Annotated in this window: 20 protein-coding genes; 13 read left to right on the top strand and 7 right to left on the bottom strand. The window is 70.1% G+C overall.

The window, feature by feature from the left end; translation table 11 throughout:
* Positions 1 to 19 precede the first annotated feature (19 nt).
* Together OZ403_RS24710 and OZ403_RS24705 are read left to right on the top strand one after the other, a co-directional pair.
* Positions 20 to 862 (top strand): sulfite exporter TauE/SafE family protein, encoded by an 843-nt coding sequence (locus tag OZ403_RS24710; protein WP_140793620.1) that lies wholly within the window; start codon positions 20 to 22, stop codon positions 860 to 862.
* The gene (locus OZ403_RS24705; protein WP_268781871.1) at positions 859 to 1,311 is read left to right on the top strand and encodes a DUF1634 domain-containing protein; all 453 of its coding nucleotides are present in this window, start codon (positions 859 to 861) and stop codon (positions 1,309 to 1,311) included. The genes OZ403_RS24710 and OZ403_RS24705 overlap by 4 nt, the downstream gene beginning before the upstream one ends.
* Positions 1,312 to 1,317: 6 nt before the next feature.
* On the opposite strand, the gene OZ403_RS24700 is transcribed toward OZ403_RS24705, so the two are convergent.
* Genes OZ403_RS24700 through OZ403_RS24675 form a run of 6 tightly spaced genes read right to left on the bottom strand, consistent with a single transcriptional unit; the run spans position 1,318 to position 6,348 of the window.
* Positions 1,318 to 1,812, bottom strand: coding sequence for a SixA phosphatase family protein (locus OZ403_RS24700; protein ID WP_140793616.1), 495 nt, complete (start codon positions 1,810 to 1,812; stop codon positions 1,318 to 1,320).
* 59 nt (positions 1,813 to 1,871) lie between these two features.
* Positions 1,872 to 2,816: a metallophosphoesterase family protein gene (locus tag OZ403_RS24695; protein WP_268781870.1), complete on the bottom strand. Its 945-nt coding sequence runs from the start codon at positions 2,814 to 2,816 to the stop codon at positions 1,872 to 1,874.
* Between the two features lie 12 nt (positions 2,817 to 2,828).
* Entirely contained in the window at positions 2,829 to 4,193 is a 1,365-nt protein-coding gene (locus OZ403_RS24690; protein ID WP_268781869.1) for a sensor histidine kinase, read from the bottom strand.
* 13 nt (positions 4,194 to 4,206) lie between these two features.
* Positions 4,207 to 4,887 (bottom strand): response regulator, encoded by a 681-nt coding sequence (locus OZ403_RS24685; protein ID WP_140793610.1) that lies wholly within the window; start codon positions 4,885 to 4,887, stop codon positions 4,207 to 4,209.
* A gap of 25 nt (positions 4,888 to 4,912) precedes the next feature.
* On the bottom strand, positions 4,913 to 5,416 hold the full coding sequence (locus tag OZ403_RS24680; RefSeq protein WP_140793608.1) for a hypothetical protein: 504 nt from the start codon (positions 5,414 to 5,416) through the stop codon (positions 4,913 to 4,915).
* Entirely contained in the window at positions 5,413 to 6,348 is a 936-nt protein-coding gene (locus tag OZ403_RS24675) for a tetratricopeptide repeat protein (protein WP_140793606.1), read from the bottom strand. Before OZ403_RS24675 ends, OZ403_RS24680 begins: the two co-directional genes overlap by 4 nt.
* A gap of 163 nt (positions 6,349 to 6,511) precedes the next feature.
* Between OZ403_RS24675 and OZ403_RS24670 the strand changes: the two genes are divergently transcribed.
* A complete protein-coding gene (locus OZ403_RS24670; protein ID WP_268781868.1) occupies positions 6,512 to 7,114 on the top strand; it encodes a YceD family protein in 603 nt (200 codons plus the stop codon).
* A 131-nt stretch (positions 7,115 to 7,245) separates the two neighbouring features.
* Here OZ403_RS24670 and rpmF read toward each other — a convergent pair whose 3' ends face one another.
* Positions 7,246 to 7,434, bottom strand: coding sequence for a 50S ribosomal protein L32 (gene rpmF, locus OZ403_RS24665; protein WP_011554760.1), 189 nt, complete (start codon positions 7,432 to 7,434; stop codon positions 7,246 to 7,248).
* 443 nt (positions 7,435 to 7,877) lie between these two features.
* Between rpmF and plsX the strand changes: the two genes are divergently transcribed.
* The 10 genes from plsX (at position 7,878) to OZ403_RS24615 (ending at position 16,622) form a co-directional block, all read left to right on the top strand.
* On the top strand, positions 7,878 to 8,939 hold the full coding sequence (gene plsX, locus OZ403_RS24660; RefSeq protein WP_140793602.1) for a phosphate acyltransferase PlsX: 1,062 nt from the start codon (positions 7,878 to 7,880) through the stop codon (positions 8,937 to 8,939).
* A 138-nt stretch (positions 8,940 to 9,077) separates the two neighbouring features.
* Positions 9,078 to 10,019 carry an ACP S-malonyltransferase gene (gene fabD / locus OZ403_RS24655; protein ID WP_140793600.1) on the top strand — a complete coding sequence of 314 codons (942 nt, stop codon included), beginning with the start codon at positions 9,078 to 9,080 and terminating at the stop codon, positions 10,017 to 10,019.
* A complete protein-coding gene (gene fabG, locus OZ403_RS24650) occupies positions 10,016 to 10,765 on the top strand; it encodes a 3-oxoacyl-[acyl-carrier-protein] reductase (protein WP_140799184.1) in 750 nt (249 codons plus the stop codon). Before fabD ends, fabG begins: the two co-directional genes overlap by 4 nt.
* Positions 10,766 to 10,869: 104 nt before the next feature.
* The gene (acpP, locus tag OZ403_RS24645; RefSeq protein ID WP_090495523.1) at positions 10,870 to 11,112 is read left to right on the top strand and encodes an acyl carrier protein; all 243 of its coding nucleotides are present in this window, start codon (positions 10,870 to 10,872) and stop codon (positions 11,110 to 11,112) included.
* An 84-nt stretch (positions 11,113 to 11,196) separates the two neighbouring features.
* Positions 11,197 to 12,450, top strand: a complete 1,254-nt coding sequence (gene fabF, locus OZ403_RS24640) for a beta-ketoacyl-ACP synthase II (RefSeq protein ID WP_140793597.1) — start codon at positions 11,197 to 11,199, stop codon at positions 12,448 to 12,450.
* A gap of 20 nt (positions 12,451 to 12,470) precedes the next feature.
* Positions 12,471 to 12,914 carry a ribose 5-phosphate isomerase B gene (gene rpiB, locus OZ403_RS24635; RefSeq protein ID WP_090495521.1) on the top strand — a complete coding sequence of 148 codons (444 nt, stop codon included), beginning with the start codon at positions 12,471 to 12,473 and terminating at the stop codon, positions 12,912 to 12,914.
* A gap of 36 nt (positions 12,915 to 12,950) precedes the next feature.
* Entirely contained in the window at positions 12,951 to 14,207 is a 1,257-nt protein-coding gene (glyA, locus tag OZ403_RS24630) for a serine hydroxymethyltransferase (protein WP_268781867.1), read from the top strand.
* Positions 14,208 to 14,228: 21 nt separating this feature from the next.
* Positions 14,229 to 14,735 carry a transcriptional regulator NrdR gene (gene nrdR / locus OZ403_RS24625; protein ID WP_140793595.1) on the top strand — a complete coding sequence of 169 codons (507 nt, stop codon included), beginning with the start codon at positions 14,229 to 14,231 and terminating at the stop codon, positions 14,733 to 14,735.
* A 9-nt stretch (positions 14,736 to 14,744) separates the two neighbouring features.
* A complete protein-coding gene (gene ribD, locus OZ403_RS24620) occupies positions 14,745 to 15,908 on the top strand; it encodes a bifunctional diaminohydroxyphosphoribosylaminopyrimidine deaminase/5-amino-6-(5-phosphoribosylamino)uracil reductase RibD (RefSeq protein WP_140799176.1) in 1,164 nt (387 codons plus the stop codon).
* 51 nt (positions 15,909 to 15,959) lie between these two features.
* Entirely contained in the window at positions 15,960 to 16,622 is a 663-nt protein-coding gene (locus OZ403_RS24615; RefSeq protein ID WP_268781866.1) for a riboflavin synthase, read from the top strand.
* Positions 16,623 to 16,624 lie beyond the last annotated feature (2 nt).

The raw sequence follows: 16,624 nt of genomic DNA, 5'->3' as shown, positions 1-16,624 counted from the left end.
AGGATGGGGAGCAGCTTCGATGACTCCCTTCCTCTTCATGCTCGTCGTCCTGGGGTTTTCCGTGGGCGCGGGACTGCTGGGTTCACTGCTGGGTATCGGCGGTGGACTCATCCTGATTCCCGTGCTCACGCTGCTCCTGAAGGTGGACATCCAGTACGCGGTGGGGGCGTCCATCGTCTCCGTCATCGCCACGTCCAGCGGCGCGGCGGCGGCCTACGTCCGCGACCGGATGGCCAACACCCGCGTGGCCATGTTCCTGGAGCTGGCGACCACGGCGGGCGCGCTCAGCGGCGCGTTCATGTCCGGGCTGGTGGGTGGGCGCGGCGTGTACCTCGTCTTTGGCGGCGTCATGGCGTGGTCGGCGCTGGTGATGCTGCGGCGGATGCGGTCGAGCGCCGAGGCACCGGTGCCCGCGGACGCGCTGGCGGACCGGCTGGCGCTGCACGGCAGCTACTGGGACGAGTCGCAGGGCCGTGAGGTGTCCTACCGCGTCACGCGGCCGCTGGTGGGCCTGGGACTGATGTACGTGGCGGGAACGGTGAGCGGCATGCTGGGCATCGGCTCGGGCGCGCTCAAGGTGCCGGCCATGGACCTGGCCATGCGGCTGCCGCTGAAGGTGTCCACGGCCACCAGCAACTTCATGATTGGCGTGACGGCGGCGGCCAGCGCGGGCGTGTACTTCGCGCGCGGCAACATCGACCCGTTCATCGCGGGGCCGGTGTGCGTGGGCGTCACGCTGGGCGCGTGGCTGGGCTCGCGCCACCTGATGGCCCGGGTGAACAGCACGTGGCTGCGCGCGCTCTTCGTGGGCGTGCTGCTATGGGTGGCCTTCGAGATGCTGCGCAAGGGGTGGGCGCCATGAGCGAGGCACCGACGCCGGAGCCGCGAAGCCCCGAGGCCGCCACCGCGGCGGTGCAGGACGGCGAGGACGCCTCGCTGCTCCAGCCGGAGCTGCTCATCAGTGACTTGCTGCGGTACGGCGTGGCCGCCAGCCTGTCGCTGGTGACGCTGGGCACCGTCGTGACGTTCTTCCGACACCCGGACTACCTCGTCTCGTCCGAGGCGTTGCAGCGCCTCACCTCACCGCACCCGGTGCCGCACACGCTGGGGGACGTCGTGGCGGGGGCGCTGGCCGCCCGGGGCCAGGCGTTCGTCATGGCGGGACTGCTGGTGATGATGGCCGTGCCGGTGATGCGGGTGGCCCTGTCGCTGCTCATCTTCCGCCAGCAGAAGGACCGGCTCTACGTGGGCATCACCGCCACGGTGCTGGCCATGCTCGTCCTGTCCTTCCTGCTGGGCGCGGCGCACTGAGGCGCGTCAGCGCAGGTCGCCAGGGCGCTTCACGGGCTTGCCCGGCGTGGCCCACCACGCGAGCGTGAAGCCGCCGTTCTTCAGGGGATGGAGCGCCAGCGCCGCGCCCTTGCGCAGCTTGTCCGGCAGCTCCTGCTCCAGGGCGCGAATGGCCGCGCGCTCCAGCGAGGGGTTGTGGCCCACCAGGGCCCAGCCCGCGCCGCGCTCGCGGCCCAGGTCGACGATGCGCTTGTGCGCGCCGCGCTGGGGCAGCAGGGCGGGGTGGACCTCCACGCCGGACACGCCGAAGGCCTCGGCGAGCAGCTCCGCCGTCTGGACGGCGCGCACCAGCGGACTGGTGATGATGCCGCGCAGTGGCGTGAGGCGTGCCAGCTTGCGTGCGTGGTGGCGGAAGGCGGCACGGCCTTCCGGGGTGAGGGCGCGCGCCTCATCGCCCAAGACGTGAGAGTCCTCCGCGACGGCGTGGCGGATGAACAGCAGCGGCAGCTCGCGTGCGGACATGGTGAACGCCGTGAATCACTCCCGGCGTCCCCGCGCAAGCAACGGACTGGCGACAACGTCTACCCTTCAAAATCGTTGAGCGCGTCCAGGGGCAGCGGCGCCGCGCCCGTCACGGTGCCGTCCATGTCCGTGGGCAACGAGGCGGGGTCGACCTCCGGGGAGGGGCGACTGTCCATGGGCGTGGCCGCGGCGCGCGAGGCGGCCCCCGGCGGCGGGCGGAGCACCGGGCCCGGTGGCGGCAGGCCGGAGTGGCGCCGCGCGGCCTCCATCAGCGCGTTGTGGTGGCGGTAGCGCGCCTCCACCAGCTTGTGGACCAGCAGCGGCCCACCAGGGACGCGGCGCGCGGTGAGGGCCTGGGTGGCCTTGCGCACCGGGTAGCGCACCCGGCGAATCTGCACCCGCCAGCCCTTGGGCGTGAAGGTGAAGACGCCGTAGGCGGGGCGCAAATCGCCATCCCGGGGGATGCCCGCGCTGGCCACGTCCGCGATGAGCATGCGGCCCACGCGGCGGCGGTAGGGGAAGTGCAGGTGCCCGAAGGCGCAGGCCGCCGCGTCCAGGTGGCTGAAGAAGCGGCGGACCGCGACGTCATCCAACGTGGGGTCCAGCGACTCCTCGAGGTTGCGCGGGTTGGCGTGGCAGACGAAGAGGTCCTGGCCCTTGCGCGGCGTGTAGCGCACGGAGAAGGGCAGGGCGCCCAGCTTCTCCAGCAGCGCGCCGCCCAACTGGTCCCGCGTCCAGCGCAGCAGCTCCGTCTTCCAGTGGTCCTTCTCCCGGTAGGCGCCGCCCAGGTAGTTGCCCGCCAGGTAGCAGTCGGTGTTGCCCATCAGGACGGAGTCACACCGGTCGAAGAGCAGGTCCACCGTCTCCCGGGGATGGGCGCCACGCAGCGCCAGGTCACCGGCCGCGACGATGTAGTCGGGCGCCACAGAGCGCGCGATGTCCTCGAGGACGGCCTCGCAGGCAGGAAGATTCCCGTGGATGTCCGCGAGGATGGCGACCCGCATGGTCACCCCATCCTACCCTGTCGCCGCGCTCGATGAAGCCGCCAGGGGCAGAAAAATGGTGAAGGTGCTCCCCTCGTTGGGTTGACTCTCCACCTTGACCTCGCCATCCATGGCCTGAAGCAGGTGCTTGACGATGGCGAGCCCCAGGCCGGTACCGCCCATGTCCCGGCTGCGGCCCTTGTCCACCCGGTAGAAGCGCTCGAAGATGCGCGACAGGTGCTTGGCCTCGATGCCCACCCCCGTGTCCTTCACCCGCACCACGCAGCGGCCTCCCTCGCACGCACCGTAAACATCCACACGGCCACCAGCGGGCGTGTACTTCACCGCGTTGTCCAGCAGGTTGAGCAGCACCTGCTCCACGGCCCGGGTATCCCCCACCGCGAGTAGATTTTGGGGGACATGGAGTGAAATGACCTGGCCCTTGCCCTCGGCCTTGGGGCGCACGGTGTCGGCGGCGCGGGCGGCGGCGTCGGCCAGGGTGACGCGGGCGAGCTTCAGGCTCACCTCGCGCGACTCCAGGCGGGACAGCTCCAGCAGGTCCTCCACCAGCTCGGACAGGCGTTCGGACTGGCGGTGGATGATTTCCACCATCTTCGGCGCCATGACGGGGTCATTGAGGGCGCCGCCCTGGAGCGTCTCCGCGTAGCCGCGGACGGCGGTAATCGGCGTGCGCAGCTCGTGCGACACGTTGGCCACGAAGTCCTTGCGCACCTTCTCCAACCGGCGCAGCTCGGTGACGTCGTGGAAGACGGCGGCGCTGCCCGGCAAGTCCTTGGCCAGCGGCGTCACCCGGATGGAGAGCGTGCGCGGGAAGAGGCCGTCCAGCGTGAGCTCCAGGTTGCTGGACGCGCTCTCACGGCAGGCGCGCATCACGGCGTCGTGCAGCGCCTCGTTCCGGATGAGGGCCAGGGGGCGCTGGCCGGTGAGCGGGCTGCCCGTGGATGCCAGCATGGCCCGGAGGGCGTCGTTGTGGCGCACCACCGTGCCTTCTTCGTCCGTCACCCAGATGCTTTCCGTCATGCCGTCCATCACGGCGGTGAGGGTGCGCGCCTCCTGGGTGAGCGCCGTGTTGCGCGCGGACAGCTGGGCGTGCAGCGAGTCGATGGCGCCTTCGAGCCCGGCCACCTCGTCCAGCCGCTCGGGGACAACGGAGGGCGCGGTAGAGGGGCCTCCCTCGGCGCGGTCCCGCGTGTGGCGGGCAAGCAGGTCGAGCTGCCGCTGCAGCGTTCCGCGGCTCATGCCCAGGGACATGAGGGAGCCGGCGAGCGCGACGAGCGCCGCGGCGACGACCTCCTTCGGCCCGTCGAGGATGGCGACGAGCGTCGCGACGACGACGGCGGGCAGCAGGAGCGGGAGGAGTGTGGCGCGCAGGGGCATGGGCGGGGCGGCCTCACGGAGGGCTGAGCTTGTAGCCCACGCCGCGCACCGTCTCGATGATGTCCCCAGCGGGGCCCAGCTTCTCGCGCAGCCGCTTGATGTGCGTGTCCACGGTGCGGGTGTGGATCTCCGCCTGGATGCCCCAGACGTCCGACAGCAGCACCTCGCGCGTCTGCACCCGGTCCGAGCGCTCCAGCAGCGTGCGCAGCAGGCGGAACTCCAGCGCGGTGAGGAGCACCTCTTCGCCCTTCACGCGCACCTGGTGGCGGGTGGTGTCCAGGCTGATGTCACCGGAGGCGAGCACCGCGGCGGGCCCGTCCTCCGCGTCCGCGCGGCGCAGCACGGCCTTGACGCGCAGGAGGAGTTCGCGGACGGAGAAGGGCTTCACCACGTAGTCGTCGGCGCCCAGCTCCAGGCCCTGCACCCGGTCGGACTCCTGGCCCTTCGCGCTGACGATGATGACGGACGCCTTGCGCAGCTCGGTGTCCGCCTTGAGCATGCGCAGCACCTCGCTGCCCGCCACGTCCGGCAGCATCAGGTCCAGCAGCACCAGGTCTGGCGGATGCGCGCGCGCCTTGGCGAGCCCGCTCGCGCCGGTGTTGGCCGTCTCCGTTTCGAAGCCCGCGGCCCGCAGGTTGTAGTCGACGAGGCCAGCCAGGTCCTGCTCGTCCTCGATAATCAGGATGCGCGACATGAAGTCCTCTTGAGTCCCTCCGCGCTCAGGGCGCGATGGACGGGTTGCAATCTCCACCGGTCAGCGTCAGGGGCGCGGCAATCACCGGGGCGTTGTCGCCCGCGTTGACCTCTCGGAGGTAGTTGCACGAACTCCCCAGGAAGCCGGGCGGGGTCCCCGTGGTGATCGCCTCGATGACGAGCGCGTAATCTCGGCCCACCGGCACGTCCACCGCCAGCTCCAGGCTTCCACCCGACTGGAGGGCCGCCAGGTCCACCGGGAAGCGGAGGGCCCGGCCCTCGCGGCCCTGGGCGTCCTTCAGCACCACCAGGTCGTCACGCCGCACCTGGGTGCCCAGGCACGTGCGCTGAATCTCGGTGCAGCTGCGGCTGGAGCCCCGCGTCACCACGGCCACCTGCAGGGCCTGGACGTCGTTGGCCACCGCGCGCTCCAGCGTCAGGGCGAGCGGAAAGCGGCCCGCAGGCTCGGCGTCAGGGCCGCACGCTCCAAGGCCGAGCAACAGCAGGGGAAACAGGAGGCGCAGGCTCATGGGGCGGGGGGCTCCACGCGGATGGTGATGGGAACGCGGCCCCGCTCTTCGCCGGAGGTCAGCGCCACGATGCCGGCGGTGGCGCCAATGGCCACCGCGCCCACGCCCACCCAGAGCCAGGGGCTCTTGTACCAGGGGCGGGAGGACGGGTCGGCGGCGGCGCCGGCGCGCACGGCCCGGGGCGCCACCTGGAAGATGAGCGGCTGGAAGGAGTCTCCCCGGCCCGCAAGCCGGCGCTGCGCCGCGTCCGCGACCTCGAAGTAGTACTCCATCTCGTAGGCCTCGGCCTCGGTGGGTACCTCGTAGGCCGGCAGCACCGCGCGGTAGCGCTCGCGGGGGCGGCCGTCGGGGCCTCGCTCACGCGCGAAGTCCACCGAGTTGTAGGCCTCGTCACCGGCGCGCCGGTAGAAGAGGCGCGCGCGGGCGCCCAGCGCCAGGTCCTGGATGGTGGCCTCCACGACGACGGGCTCGCCACCCGGCGGATCAGGGATGGGGTCCGCGTCCAGGGTGACGGGGCGGACGCGCCGGCTCTTGATGTCCTCGCGGATGCGCGCGTAGAGGGCGCGCAGCTTGGGCGGGGAGCTGCGGGGGAGCTCGTAGTCCGGCCGGGCCTGGAGCAGCTTCTCATAGGCGTCGCGCGCCTGGGGCTCGTCCCCCAGGTAGAGGGCCGTGAGGCCCAGCAGGCGGTACATCTCCACCAGCTGATCATCCGTCAGGTCCGGCGCATCCAGGCCTTCCAGGAGGGTGCGACGTGCGTCTTCGAATTCGCCCTGGTCGAACTGCTCGCGGGCCTCGGTGATGGCCGGACTGGCCGGGCCGAGCTGCGAGAGAACAGGCTCAGGGAAGAGGGGCCGGCTCCAGCCCGGTTGGGCACCCAGGCCCAGCACCAGGAGCAGGGCCCACCCGCGCAACCGCCAGCCGTGTGCGTGCATCGATTCGAACCTATCCAAACGTTATCGAGAGAATCCACGAAGGCCGGCCCATCGGGGGTGACGGCGCGGTGACATCTTCGTGGCGGTGTTGCATGACGGCGTGTTGACGCTGGAGGGGCCGCCCTCTATGTTGCGCGCCCCTTTTCGCCTGGAAGTAGCGTAAATGCTCGTAAAGGTTGATCAAATCAAGGACGCAGGGCTGAAGCTCGAGGAGCCCGTCAATCTCGAGCTGCTCGGTGAGACGCTGGGAGGCGCTGCCTCCGGCGAGGATACCGGATTCCGGGCAACGGCCCCGGCGACGTTGAAGGCGTCGCTGCGCAAGCTGAGCGGCGGCGTGCTGCTGGAGGGCCGCTTCACGGTAGACGTCACCAGCCCCTGCAAGCGCTGCCTCACCGACGTGGCCACGAAGGTCCCCGTGGAGTTCACGCTCAACCTGGTGCCGGAGTCGCTGGCCCGGGGCGACGACTTCAAGGATGACGACGAGAAGGCCATGGAGAAGAAGGAGCGCAGCCAGGGAGAGTCTGGCGGCTCCTTCGAGATGGGCGACGCGGATCAGGAAGTCTTCGACGGGAAGACCATCAACCTGGACCCCATCGTCCGGGAGCAGCTCCTGCTGGCCCTGCCGATGAACGCCGTGTGCCGGGACGACTGCAAGGGCCTGTGCTCGCAGTGCGGTGCGAACCGCAACGACGTCGCCTGCACCTGTGACACCCGGCCTGCGGACCCGCGGCTGGCGCCGCTGAAGAACATCAAGCTCAGCAACTGAAGTGAGCCTGGAGTGCAGGGCCGCCTCGTGAGGGGGGCCCTGAAACGACAAGGGCCGCGGCCTCCACAGAATGGAGACGCGGCCCGTCGTGTTTCGCAGCGCCCGGGAAGGGCGCTGTATGCGGCTGTGTGTCAGGCCTCGGCCTGAGCGACCACTTCACGGCCCTTGTACTGGCCACAGGACGTGCAGGCGCGGTGAGGCATCACCGGCTCCTTGCAGTTCGGGCACTTGGTCACCTGCACGGCGCTCCGCAGGTTGTTGTTGGCCGCACGGCGGCGGTCGCGACGCATCTTCGAAGTACGCTTCTTGGGGACACCCACGGCTCACCTCTATATTCGACCCCGACCCGGAGCGTTCGCGCCGGTCCGGACCGGTTGAGTCCAATGTCTTTCGCGCTGTGCCGGGGTCCCCGGCTCCGTGCGCAACACTCTCTGCTCGAAACCGGTCTGGGGCGGTCGCACGAAGGCTCCCGTACTCCATGTCCGGCTTCGGAAGGCGGCGGACCCTAGCGGCTCGAAGCCCCCGAGTCAATGTGGCAACGCGGGAGGGCCCGTTATCTCCCGGGCACCGTCTATCCTGGACGGTGCCCGGTGACAACGCCCATGGCGCGGGCGCCATTCTTCGGCTGTGCCCCAGGGGGGTGTCAGCCAGTCGTTGCCCCCCTGGAGGGTTCCTGCTGTGCTGCGCGCCGCCCGCCCCCCGGCGGGTGGGATACCGACACCGACAGCCGCCGGGACGCCTGGCGGGCAAGGAGAGGGTGGGGATGAGGCTGGTGCTGGATGCCATGGGCGGCGATCACGCGCCCTCCGCCCCCGTGGAGGGTGGGGTGCTCTTCGCGCGGGCCCACCCCGGCCATGAGGTGTTCCTGGTGGGGGACGAGGCGAAGGTGGCGCCCCTGCTGGGCAAGCTGCGGCCTCCGTCCAACCTCCAGGTCCACCACGCCTCTGAAGTCGTGGAGATGGACGAGCACGCCTCGTCCGCCTTCCGCCGCAAGCGGGACTCCTCCCTCCGGGTGGGCTTCGAGCTGGTGCGGGACGGCCGGGCGGAGGCGCTCGTCTCGGCGGGCAACTCCGGCGCCGTCATGGCCGGGGGCCTGCTCACGCTGGGACGGCTGCCGGGCGTGGAGCGTCCCGCCATTGCCGCGCTCTTCCCCGCGCTCAAGGGCGGCGGCCGGTGCCTGCTCCTGGATGCGGGCGCCAACGTGGACTGCAAGCCGTCGCACCTGGCCCAGTTCGCCGTCATGGGGGAGGCCTACGTGCGCGCGCGCATGGGCGTGGCCCGGCCCCGGGTGGCCGTGCTCTCCAATGGAGAGGAGTCCTCCAAGGGGACGCCGCTCACCCGGGAGGCCAGTGAGCTGCTGCGGCGCTCGGATCTGGACTTCGTGGGTTATGTGGAGGGCAAGGACCTCTTCTCCGGCGAGGTGCAGGTGGTGGTGACGGACGGGTTCACCGGAAACGTCGTCCTGAAGACATCCGAGGGCGTGGGCATGGGCGTCATTGGCATGCTGCGTCAGGCCATTGAGCGGCGCGGAGGGCTGGCGGAGAAGGTGGGGGCGATGCTGCTCCAGCCCGCGCTGGCCGGGCTGCGCCGGGTGGTGGACTACGCCGAGTACGGCGGGGCACCCCTGCTGGGCATCCAGGGGGTGGGCATCGTCGCGCATGGGCGCTCCACGCCCCGGGCCCTCTTCAACGCGCTGGGCGCGGCGCTGGCCATGGCGGAGGGGGGCGTGCAGGCGGAGTTGACGCGTTGCATCGGGCGCGCGGGAGCGTGGCTTCCGACCCACCCGAAGGGAAAAAGAGCGACAGACGCGGGCGTTTCCGATTAGAGCCTTCGCCCGGAGCGTGCAGGCCGCCTCGGGCTGGTGGCGGGGCGCCTCGCGGAAATTGCTGGCTGAACCTGTTCAGGTACGGCAACAGGGCGTCCAGCCTGCGGCCCCGGCCGCTGAAGAGGAGGCAGAGTCCGCATGTCGAAGGTCGCGTTCGTGTTCCCCGGGCAAGGCAGCCAGGCCGTGGGGATGGGCAAGGACCTGTATGAGAACTTCCCCGAGGCCCGGGCCGTGTTCGACGCGGTCGACGCCGCCCTGGGGGAGAAGCTCTCCACCCTCTGTTTCGAGGGCCCGGACGAGGCGCTGAAGCTCACGGCCAACACCCAGCCGGCCATCCTCACGGTGTCGCTGGCGGCGCACGCGGTGTTCGCGAAGCGGGGGCCGGCGCCGTCCTTCGTGGCGGGGCACTCGCTGGGCGAGTACTCGGCGCTGGTGGCGGCGGGCGCCTTGGACCTGGGCGACGCGGCCCGGGCGGTGCGCGCGCGCGGCACCTTCATGCAGGAGGCGGTGCCCGCGGGCGTGGGCGCCATGGCCGCGGTGCTGGGCCTTGTTCCGGAGAAAGTGAAGGCGGCCTGCGACGCGGCGGCCGAGGGGCAGGTGGTGTCGCCGGCGAACTACAACTCGCCCGAGCAGACAGTCATCGCCGGTGACGCCGCGGCGGTGGAGCGCGCCGGGGTGAAGTGCAAGGAGGCCGGCGCCAAGCGCGTGATGCCCCTGCCGGTGTCCGCCCCCTTCCACTGCGCGCTGATGTCGCCGGTGCAGCCCCGGCTGGCGGAGGTGCTGGGCCGCATCCAGGTGTCCGCGCCGTCCGTGCCGGTGGTGACCAACGTGGAGGCCCGTCCCAACGCGGACGCGTCGCGGGTGGTGCCGCTGCTCCTGGAGCAGGTGAGCTCGCCGGTGCGCTGGATTGAGTGCGTGGAGGCGCTGAAGGCCGAAGGCGTCACCCGCATCATCGAGCTGGGGCCGGGCAAGGTGCTGGTGGGCCTGGTCAAGCGCATCACCAAGGACATCGAGCTGTTCAACGTCGAGGACTCCGCGAGCCTGGACAAGGCGCTCGCGGCACTGGGGGTGGCACCATGAGCGGCTTCAAGGACAAGGTCGTGCTCGTGACGGGTGGTTCGCGCGGCATCGGCCGGGCGTGCGCGGTGGCCTTCGCCAAGGCGGGGGCCTCCACCGTGGTCATCAGCTATGCGGGCAATGAAGCGGCGGCCCAGGAGACGGTGGCCCTGCTCCAGGCGGAAGGCGCCAAGGCGGAGGCCATCCGGTTCGACGTGTCCGACAGCGCCGCCTGCGCGAGCGCCGTGGATGGCATCGTCAAGGCCCACGGCCGGCTGGACGTGCTCGTCAACAACGCGGGCGTCGCGGTGGACGGCCTGGTGATGCGGGTGAAGGACGAGGACTGGGACAAGCAGCTGGACACCAACCTCAAGGGCGCCTTCTCGCTCATTCGCGCCGTCAGCCGGCCCATGATGAAGCAGAAGGGCGGCGCCATCATCAACATCACCTCCGTGGTGGGGGAGATGGGCAACGGCGGTCAGGCGGCCTACTCGGCGTCCAAGGCGGGGCTCATCGGCCTGACCAAGTCCGTGGCGCGCGAGCTGTCCAGCCGGAACATCCGCGTCAACGCCGTGTCCCCCGGCTTCATCGGGACAGATATGACGCATCAGATCAATGACGAGATGCGCCAGAAGATGCTGGAGGGCATCCCCCTGGGTCGGCTGGGGAATCCGGAGGAGGTCGCCGGTGCCGTGCTCTTCCTGGCGGGGGACGCCGCGTCCTACATCACCGGCGAGGTCCTGAAGGTCAACGGCGGCATGTACATGTAACCCACGGTTGGATTGCCGCCGGGCGTGGGATATACCGCGCCCGCTTTCGACATGGTCCGGGAAGCCAGCCGGGCCACATCTGGTTCCTGGAGGGTTCTACACTTATGTCGACGTCAACCATTGAGGCCAAGGTCAAGTCCATCATCGCCGACCAGCTCGGTGTCGGAGAGGATGAGATCAAGCCGGAGTCCTCCTTCATCGAGGACCTGGGCGCGGACAGCCTCGACATCGTGGAGCTCGTCATGGCGATGGAAGAGGAGTTCGAGGTCGAGATTCCCGACGAAGAGGCGGAGAACATCAAGACCGTCGCCGACGCCACCAACTACATCAACACCCACAAGAAGTAGGTAGCACCACGGCGTGCCGGGGTGCGGGGCGGCGCCGCGTGATGCGCGGCGTCCCCGGTGTCCCAGGCGCCACCGGAGAGGACCGTGTCACAACGTCGAGTCGTCGTCACCGGAACCGGACTTGTTTCGGCTCTGGGAACCGGAACCGAGAAGAACTGGCAGGCGTTGATCGCCGGCAAGTCGGGTATTGCCCAGGTCACGCGCTTTGACGTTGGGAAGATCGACACGCGCATCGCGGGTGAGGTGAAGGACTTCGAGCCCGAGGCGTTCATCGAAAAGCGCGAAGTGCGCCGGATGGACCTGTATGCGCAGTTCGCGTTGGCCGCCGCGCAGATGGCCGTGACGGAGTCGGGCATTCCCATTGGCCCGGACCAGCCGCACGGCTACATCCCGGAGAAGGTCGGCGTCATCGTCGGCTCGGGCATCGGCGGTATCTCTTCGCTGGAAGAGCAGCACCGCAAGGGGTTGGAGAAGGGGTTCGACCGGTTGTCGCCCTTCTTCATCATCCAGATGATCATTAACATGGCGCCGGGCCTCATCTCCATGCGGTACAACTGCAAGGGGCCGAACTGGGCGCCGGTGTCGGCGTGCGCCACCAGTGCTCACGCCATTGGCGAGGCCTGGAAGTCCATCCGCCTGGGTGAGACGGACGCGGTCATCGCCGGCGGTGCCGAGGCGGCCATCACCCCGCTGGGGCTGGGTGGCTTCTCGGTGATGAAGGCGCTGTCCACGCGCAATGATGATCCGGCCGGTGCCAGCCGTCCCTTCGACAAGGACCGAGACGGCTTCGTCATGGGCGAGGGCGCGGGCATCCTGGTGCTGGAGGAGATGGAGGCCGCGAAGAAGCGCGGCGCCAACATCCTGGCGGAGGTGGTGGGGTACGGCGCCAACTCGGACGCCTACCACGTCACCCAGCCGGCGCCGGAAGGCGAGGGCGCGGCGCGCTGCATGCGGCTGGCGCTCCAGTCCGCGGGGATGAACCCGGAGGACGTGGGCTACATCAACGCCCACGGCACCTCGACGCCGTTCAACGACGCGAACGAGACGAAGGCCATCAAGGCGGTGTTCGGCGACCACGCGCGCAAGGTCGCCGTGTCGTCGACCAAGTCGATGACGGGCCACATGCTCGGCGCGGCGGGCGGCTTCGAGGGCGTGGTCAGCGCGCTGGCGCTGGCGCGCAACATCCTGCCGCCCACCATCAACCAGACGTCGCCCGACCCGGACTGCGACCTGGACTACGTGCCCAACCAGGCGCGTGAGGCCCGGGTGGACGCGGTGATGAGCAACTCGTTTGGCTTCGGCGGCACCAACGCCGTGCTGGTGTTCAAGCGCTTCTAGCCGTCCCAGGAGAAACCCGCGTGAAAGTCATCCTCGCTTCAGACCACGCGGGCCTGGAGCTCCGGCAGGAGCTGGTGGCGGCGCTCACCGCGCGGGGCGTGGCCCACGAGGACGTGGGCCCCGTCACGCGGGACTCGGTGGACTATCCGGACTTCGCCGCGCGGGTGTCCCGCGCCGTGGCGTCCGGGGAAGCCACCCTGGGCGTGCTGGTGTGTGGCACCGGCATCGGCATGAGCATCGTCGCCAACAAGCACAAGGGCATCCGGGCGGCCCTGTGCACCACGGAGTTCGAGGCCCGTATGGCCCGGGCCCACAATGACGCCAACGTGCTGTGCCTGGGCCAGCGCGTGGTGGGGGCCGGCGTGGGCCGCGCCATCCTGGAGGCGTTCCTCAGCACTGCTTTCGAAGGCGGCCGCCACGAGCGGCGCGTCCAGATGATTCGCGAGGCCGAGTCCCAGGGCTAACGGCCCCGCCGTACCCGTCGTTCGAGGGAATCCGCCATGGAGAACATCCGTACGCTGGCCGAAGTGGACCCGGAGATTGCCCGCGTCCTCCGCGAGGAGACCCATCGCCAGGAGGAAGGGCTGGAGCTCATCGCTTCGGAGAACTTCGTCTCTCCAGCGGTGATGGAGGCGGTGGGCTCGGTGCTCACCAACAAGTACGCGGAAGGCTACCCCGGCAAGCGCTACTACGGCGGCTGCGAGGTGGTGGACGTCGCGGAGAGTCTGGCCATCGCCCGCGCCAAGGACCTGTTCGGCGCGGACGCGGTCAACGTGCAGGCGCACTCCGGCAGCCAGGCCAACATGGGCGCCTTCATGGCGCTGATGAAGCCGGGCGACACCATGCTGTCGCTGGACCTCAACTCCGGCGGCCACCTCACCCACGGCGCCACGTTCAACTTCTCCGGCAAGCTCTACAAGGTCGTCCACTACGGCCTGACGCGTGACACGGAGACCATCGACTTCGCGCAGGTGGAGTCGCTGGCCAGGGAGCACAAGCCGAAGGTCATCGTCGTGGGCGCCAGCGCGTACCCGCGCACGCTGGACTTCGCGAAGTTCCGCGAGATCGCCGACGCGGTGGGCGCGGCCATGCTGGTGGACATGGCGCACATCGCTGGCCTGGTGGCCGCGGGTGTGCACCCCTCGCCGGTGCCGGTGGCGGACATCGTCACCAGCACCACGCACAAGACGCTGCGCGGTCCGCGCGGCGGCCTGGTGCTGAGCCGCGAGCAATATGCGAAGACCATCAACAGCCAGATCTTCCCCGGCATCCAGGGCGGCCCGCTGATGCACGTCATCGCCGGCAAGGCGGTGGCCTTCAAGGAGGCGCTGTCGCCGGAGTTCAAGGCGTACCAGCAGCAGACTGTCGCCAACGCGAAGGCGCTGGCGGAGGCGCTCCAGCGCGCGGGCCTGCGGCTGACGTCCGGTGGCACGGACAACCACCTGATGCTGGTGGACCTGCGCCCCAAGAAGCTCACGGGCAAGGTGGCCGAAGCGGTGCTGGACAAGGCCGGCATCACCGTGAACAAGAACATGATTCCGTTCGACCCGGAGAAGCCGATGACCACGTCCGGCATCCGGGTGGGCACGCCGGCCATCACCACGCGCGGCATGCGCGAGGCGGAGATGGCGGTGGTGGGGCGGCTCATCGGCGAGGCGCTGGACGCCGCGCAGGACGACGCCGCGCTGGCCCGCATCAAGGGGCAGGTGAAGGAGCTTGCGCAGGGATTCCCGCTCTACGCCTCGCGGTTGAAGTAGACTGGCGGGTCGTACCCTTCCATGCGCTGCCCCTTCTGTCAGGACGCCGAGAACAAGGTCATCGACTCCCGCGAGTCACACGAGGGCTCCGTCATCCGGCGGCGCCGCGAGTGCCTGGCCTGCAAGCGCCGCTTCACCACGTATGAGCGGGTGGAGGAGCTCTATCCGCTCATCGTGAAGAAGGACGGGCGGCGCGAGGCGTTCGACCGGGAGAAGATCGTCAACGGGCTGAAGAAGGCGTGCGAGAAGCGGCCCGTGTCCGCGGATCAGCTCGAGGAGACGGTGGTCGCCATCGAGCGGCAGCTGCAGGGCATGGGCGAGAAGGAAGTGCCCTCGTCCGTCATCGGCGAGGAGATCATGCGCCGGCTGCGGCAACTGGACGAGGTGGCCTATGTCCGCTTCGCGTCCGTGTACCGCAGCTTCCGCGACATCGCGGAGTTCATGGACGAGCTGAAGGCCTTGCGCGAGGCGGAGGCGCGCGAGCAGCGCCAGGTGCCTCCCACGGCACCGGTGGACAAGGGCGGTTAGAGTAAGCACATGCGGCTGCTGACACGGGCAAGGTTGGAAGCGACACGGGCGCCCCGGGCGAAGCGAGCGGCGGATTTCGACCGGGCGGTGGCTGAGTTCTTCATGCGCATCGCGCTGGAGGAAGCCGCCAAGGGCCTGGGCCGCACCAGCCCCAACCCCGTCGTGGGCGCGGTGCTGGTGAAGGGCGGGCGCATCATCGCCCGCGGCTACCACAAGAAGGCGGGCAGCGCGCACGCGGAGGTCGTCGCGCTGGAGGCCGCCGGTGCGCGCGCGAAGGGCGCGGACCTCTACACCACGCTGGAGCCGTGCGACCACTATGGGCGTACCCCGCCGTGCAGCATGGCCATCATCGAGGCGGGCGTCCGGCGCGTCATCTGCGCGTCGGCGGACCCCAACCCGAAGGTGAGTGGCAAGGGCGTGGCGCGGATGCGGCGCGCCGGCCTCAAGGTCCTCACGGGCGTGCTCGCGGAGGACGCGGACCGCCTCAACCGGCCCTTCTTCAAGATGATTCGCACCGGCCTGCCTTGGGTGACGCTCAAGGCGGCGGTGACGCTGGACGGGAAGCTGGCCACCGCCACCGGTGACTCGCGTTGGGTGACGGGGGCGCCGGCGCGCGCCTGGGTCCACCGGCTGCGTGACTCCGTGGACGTCATCCTGGTGGGCGCCAACACCGTCCGGAAGGACGACCCGAAGCTGACCACGCGGCTGCCCGGTGGCGGCGGGAAGGACCCGCTGCGCGTGGTGGTGGACAGCCACCTGCGCCTGTCCCCGGGCTACACCGTCTTCACGCAGCGCAGCCCCGCGCGCACCGTGGTGGCCACGCTGGAGGACCCGGAGGGGCGCAAGGCGCGGCGCTTCCTGGCTCAGGGCGTGGACGTCTGGCAGCTCCGCGAGAAGGCGGGACAGGTGGACCTCAAGGCCCTGCTGCGGCGGCTGGCGAAGGGCGGCCACAACCACGTCATGGTGGAGGGCGGCGCGGAGATGTACGGCTCCTTCCTGCGCGGGCACCTGGCGGATTCGCTGGCGCTGTTCCTGGCGCCCAAGCTGATTGGCAGCCCGGGCCTGTCCTGGGCCGGCGACCTGGGTGTGAAGGAGATGGCCCAGGCCCTGGCGGTGAAGGACCTCGCCTTCGAACGCCATGGTGACGACATCCTGCTCCAGGCGCTGCTGTAGGACACGCGCGGCCGTGGGCGTGGACGGGGCCGGTCCGTTATAAACGGCCCCATGTTTACCGGCCTCATTCAGGACCTTGGCAGGGTGGAGCGCGTCATTCCCGGCGGGATGACCGACCTGTGGATTCACACCTCGCTGGGCGCGGCGGCCTTCGAGCTGGGCGAGTCGATTGCCGTCAACGGCGCCTGCCTCACGGTGGTGGAGCGCACCGGCGACACCTTCCGCGTGCAGGCCGCGCCGGAGACGCTGCGGCGGACGACGCTGGGCGCCGTGAAGCCCGGAGACCGGGTGAATCTGGAGCGAGCCCTGGCGCTGGGGGACCGGCTGGGCGGGCACCTGGTCTCTGGCCATGTGGACGCCGTCAGCGAGGTGCTGGAGACCTACCCGGAGGGTGGCTCCTGGGTGATGAGCTTCCGGCTGCCGGAAGCGCTGGCGCCGTACTTCATCGAGAAGGGCTCGGTGGCCATCGACGGCATCAGCCTCACGGTGAACACGCTGGAGGCGGACCGGTTCCGGGTGCAGCTCATCCCGGAGACGCAGGAGCGCACCACCTTGAAGGCGCGAGGCGTGGGGTCGAAGGTGAACCTGGAGGCGGACCAGATTGGGAAGTACGTGGCACGGCTGTTCGCGCTCCAGCGGGGCCAGGGGGCACCTGGGGGCGGCGGCGGGCTGACGGCGGCGGCCATCTCGGCTGCGGGGTTCGGCACGCCGTAGCA

It is taken from the genome of Myxococcus sp. NMCA1 (assembly GCF_026810205.1).
Classification (GTDB): domain Bacteria; phylum Myxococcota; class Myxococcia; order Myxococcales; family Myxococcaceae; genus Myxococcus; species Myxococcus xanthus_A.
This window is presented reverse-complemented; position numbering and strand designations above follow the sequence as displayed.

Bases quoted from the DNA above. Each gene is read 5' to 3' on its own strand.
- OZ403_RS24710 (WP_140793620.1), top strand. From the start codon at position 20: ATGACTCCCTTCCTCTTCATGCTCGTCGTCCTGGGGTTTTCCGTGGGC.
- OZ403_RS24705 (WP_268781871.1), top strand. From the start codon at position 859: ATGAGCGAGGCACCGACGCCGGAGCCGCGAAGCCCCGAGGCCGCCACC.
- OZ403_RS24700 (WP_140793616.1), bottom strand. From the start codon at position 1,812: ATGTCCGCACGCGAGCTGCCGCTGCTGTTCATCCGCCACGCCGTCGCG.
- OZ403_RS24695 (WP_268781870.1), bottom strand. From the start codon at position 2,816: ATGCGGGTCGCCATCCTCGCGGACATCCACGGGAATCTTCCTGCCTGC.
- OZ403_RS24690 (WP_268781869.1), bottom strand. From the start codon at position 4,193: ATGCCCCTGCGCGCCACACTCCTCCCGCTCCTGCTGCCCGCCGTCGTC.
- OZ403_RS24685 (WP_140793610.1), bottom strand. From the start codon at position 4,887: ATGTCGCGCATCCTGATTATCGAGGACGAGCAGGACCTGGCTGGCCTC.
- OZ403_RS24680 (WP_140793608.1), bottom strand. From the start codon at position 5,416: ATGAGCCTGCGCCTCCTGTTTCCCCTGCTGTTGCTCGGCCTTGGAGCG.
- OZ403_RS24675 (WP_140793606.1), bottom strand. From the start codon at position 6,348: ATGCACGCACACGGCTGGCGGTTGCGCGGGTGGGCCCTGCTCCTGGTG.
- OZ403_RS24670 (WP_268781868.1), top strand. From the start codon at position 6,512: ATGCTCGTAAAGGTTGATCAAATCAAGGACGCAGGGCTGAAGCTCGAG.
- plsX (WP_140793602.1), top strand. From the start codon at position 7,878: ATGAGGCTGGTGCTGGATGCCATGGGCGGCGATCACGCGCCCTCCGCC.
- fabD (WP_140793600.1), top strand. From the start codon at position 9,078: ATGTCGAAGGTCGCGTTCGTGTTCCCCGGGCAAGGCAGCCAGGCCGTG.
- fabG (WP_140799184.1), top strand. From the start codon at position 10,016: ATGAGCGGCTTCAAGGACAAGGTCGTGCTCGTGACGGGTGGTTCGCGC.
- acpP (WP_090495523.1), top strand. From the start codon at position 10,870: ATGTCGACGTCAACCATTGAGGCCAAGGTCAAGTCCATCATCGCCGAC.
- glyA (WP_268781867.1), top strand. From the start codon at position 12,951: ATGGAGAACATCCGTACGCTGGCCGAAGTGGACCCGGAGATTGCCCGC.
- nrdR (WP_140793595.1), top strand. From the start codon at position 14,229: ATGCGCTGCCCCTTCTGTCAGGACGCCGAGAACAAGGTCATCGACTCC.
- ribD (WP_140799176.1), top strand. From the start codon at position 14,745: ATGCGGCTGCTGACACGGGCAAGGTTGGAAGCGACACGGGCGCCCCGG.
- OZ403_RS24615 (WP_268781866.1), top strand. From the start codon at position 15,960: ATGTTTACCGGCCTCATTCAGGACCTTGGCAGGGTGGAGCGCGTCATT.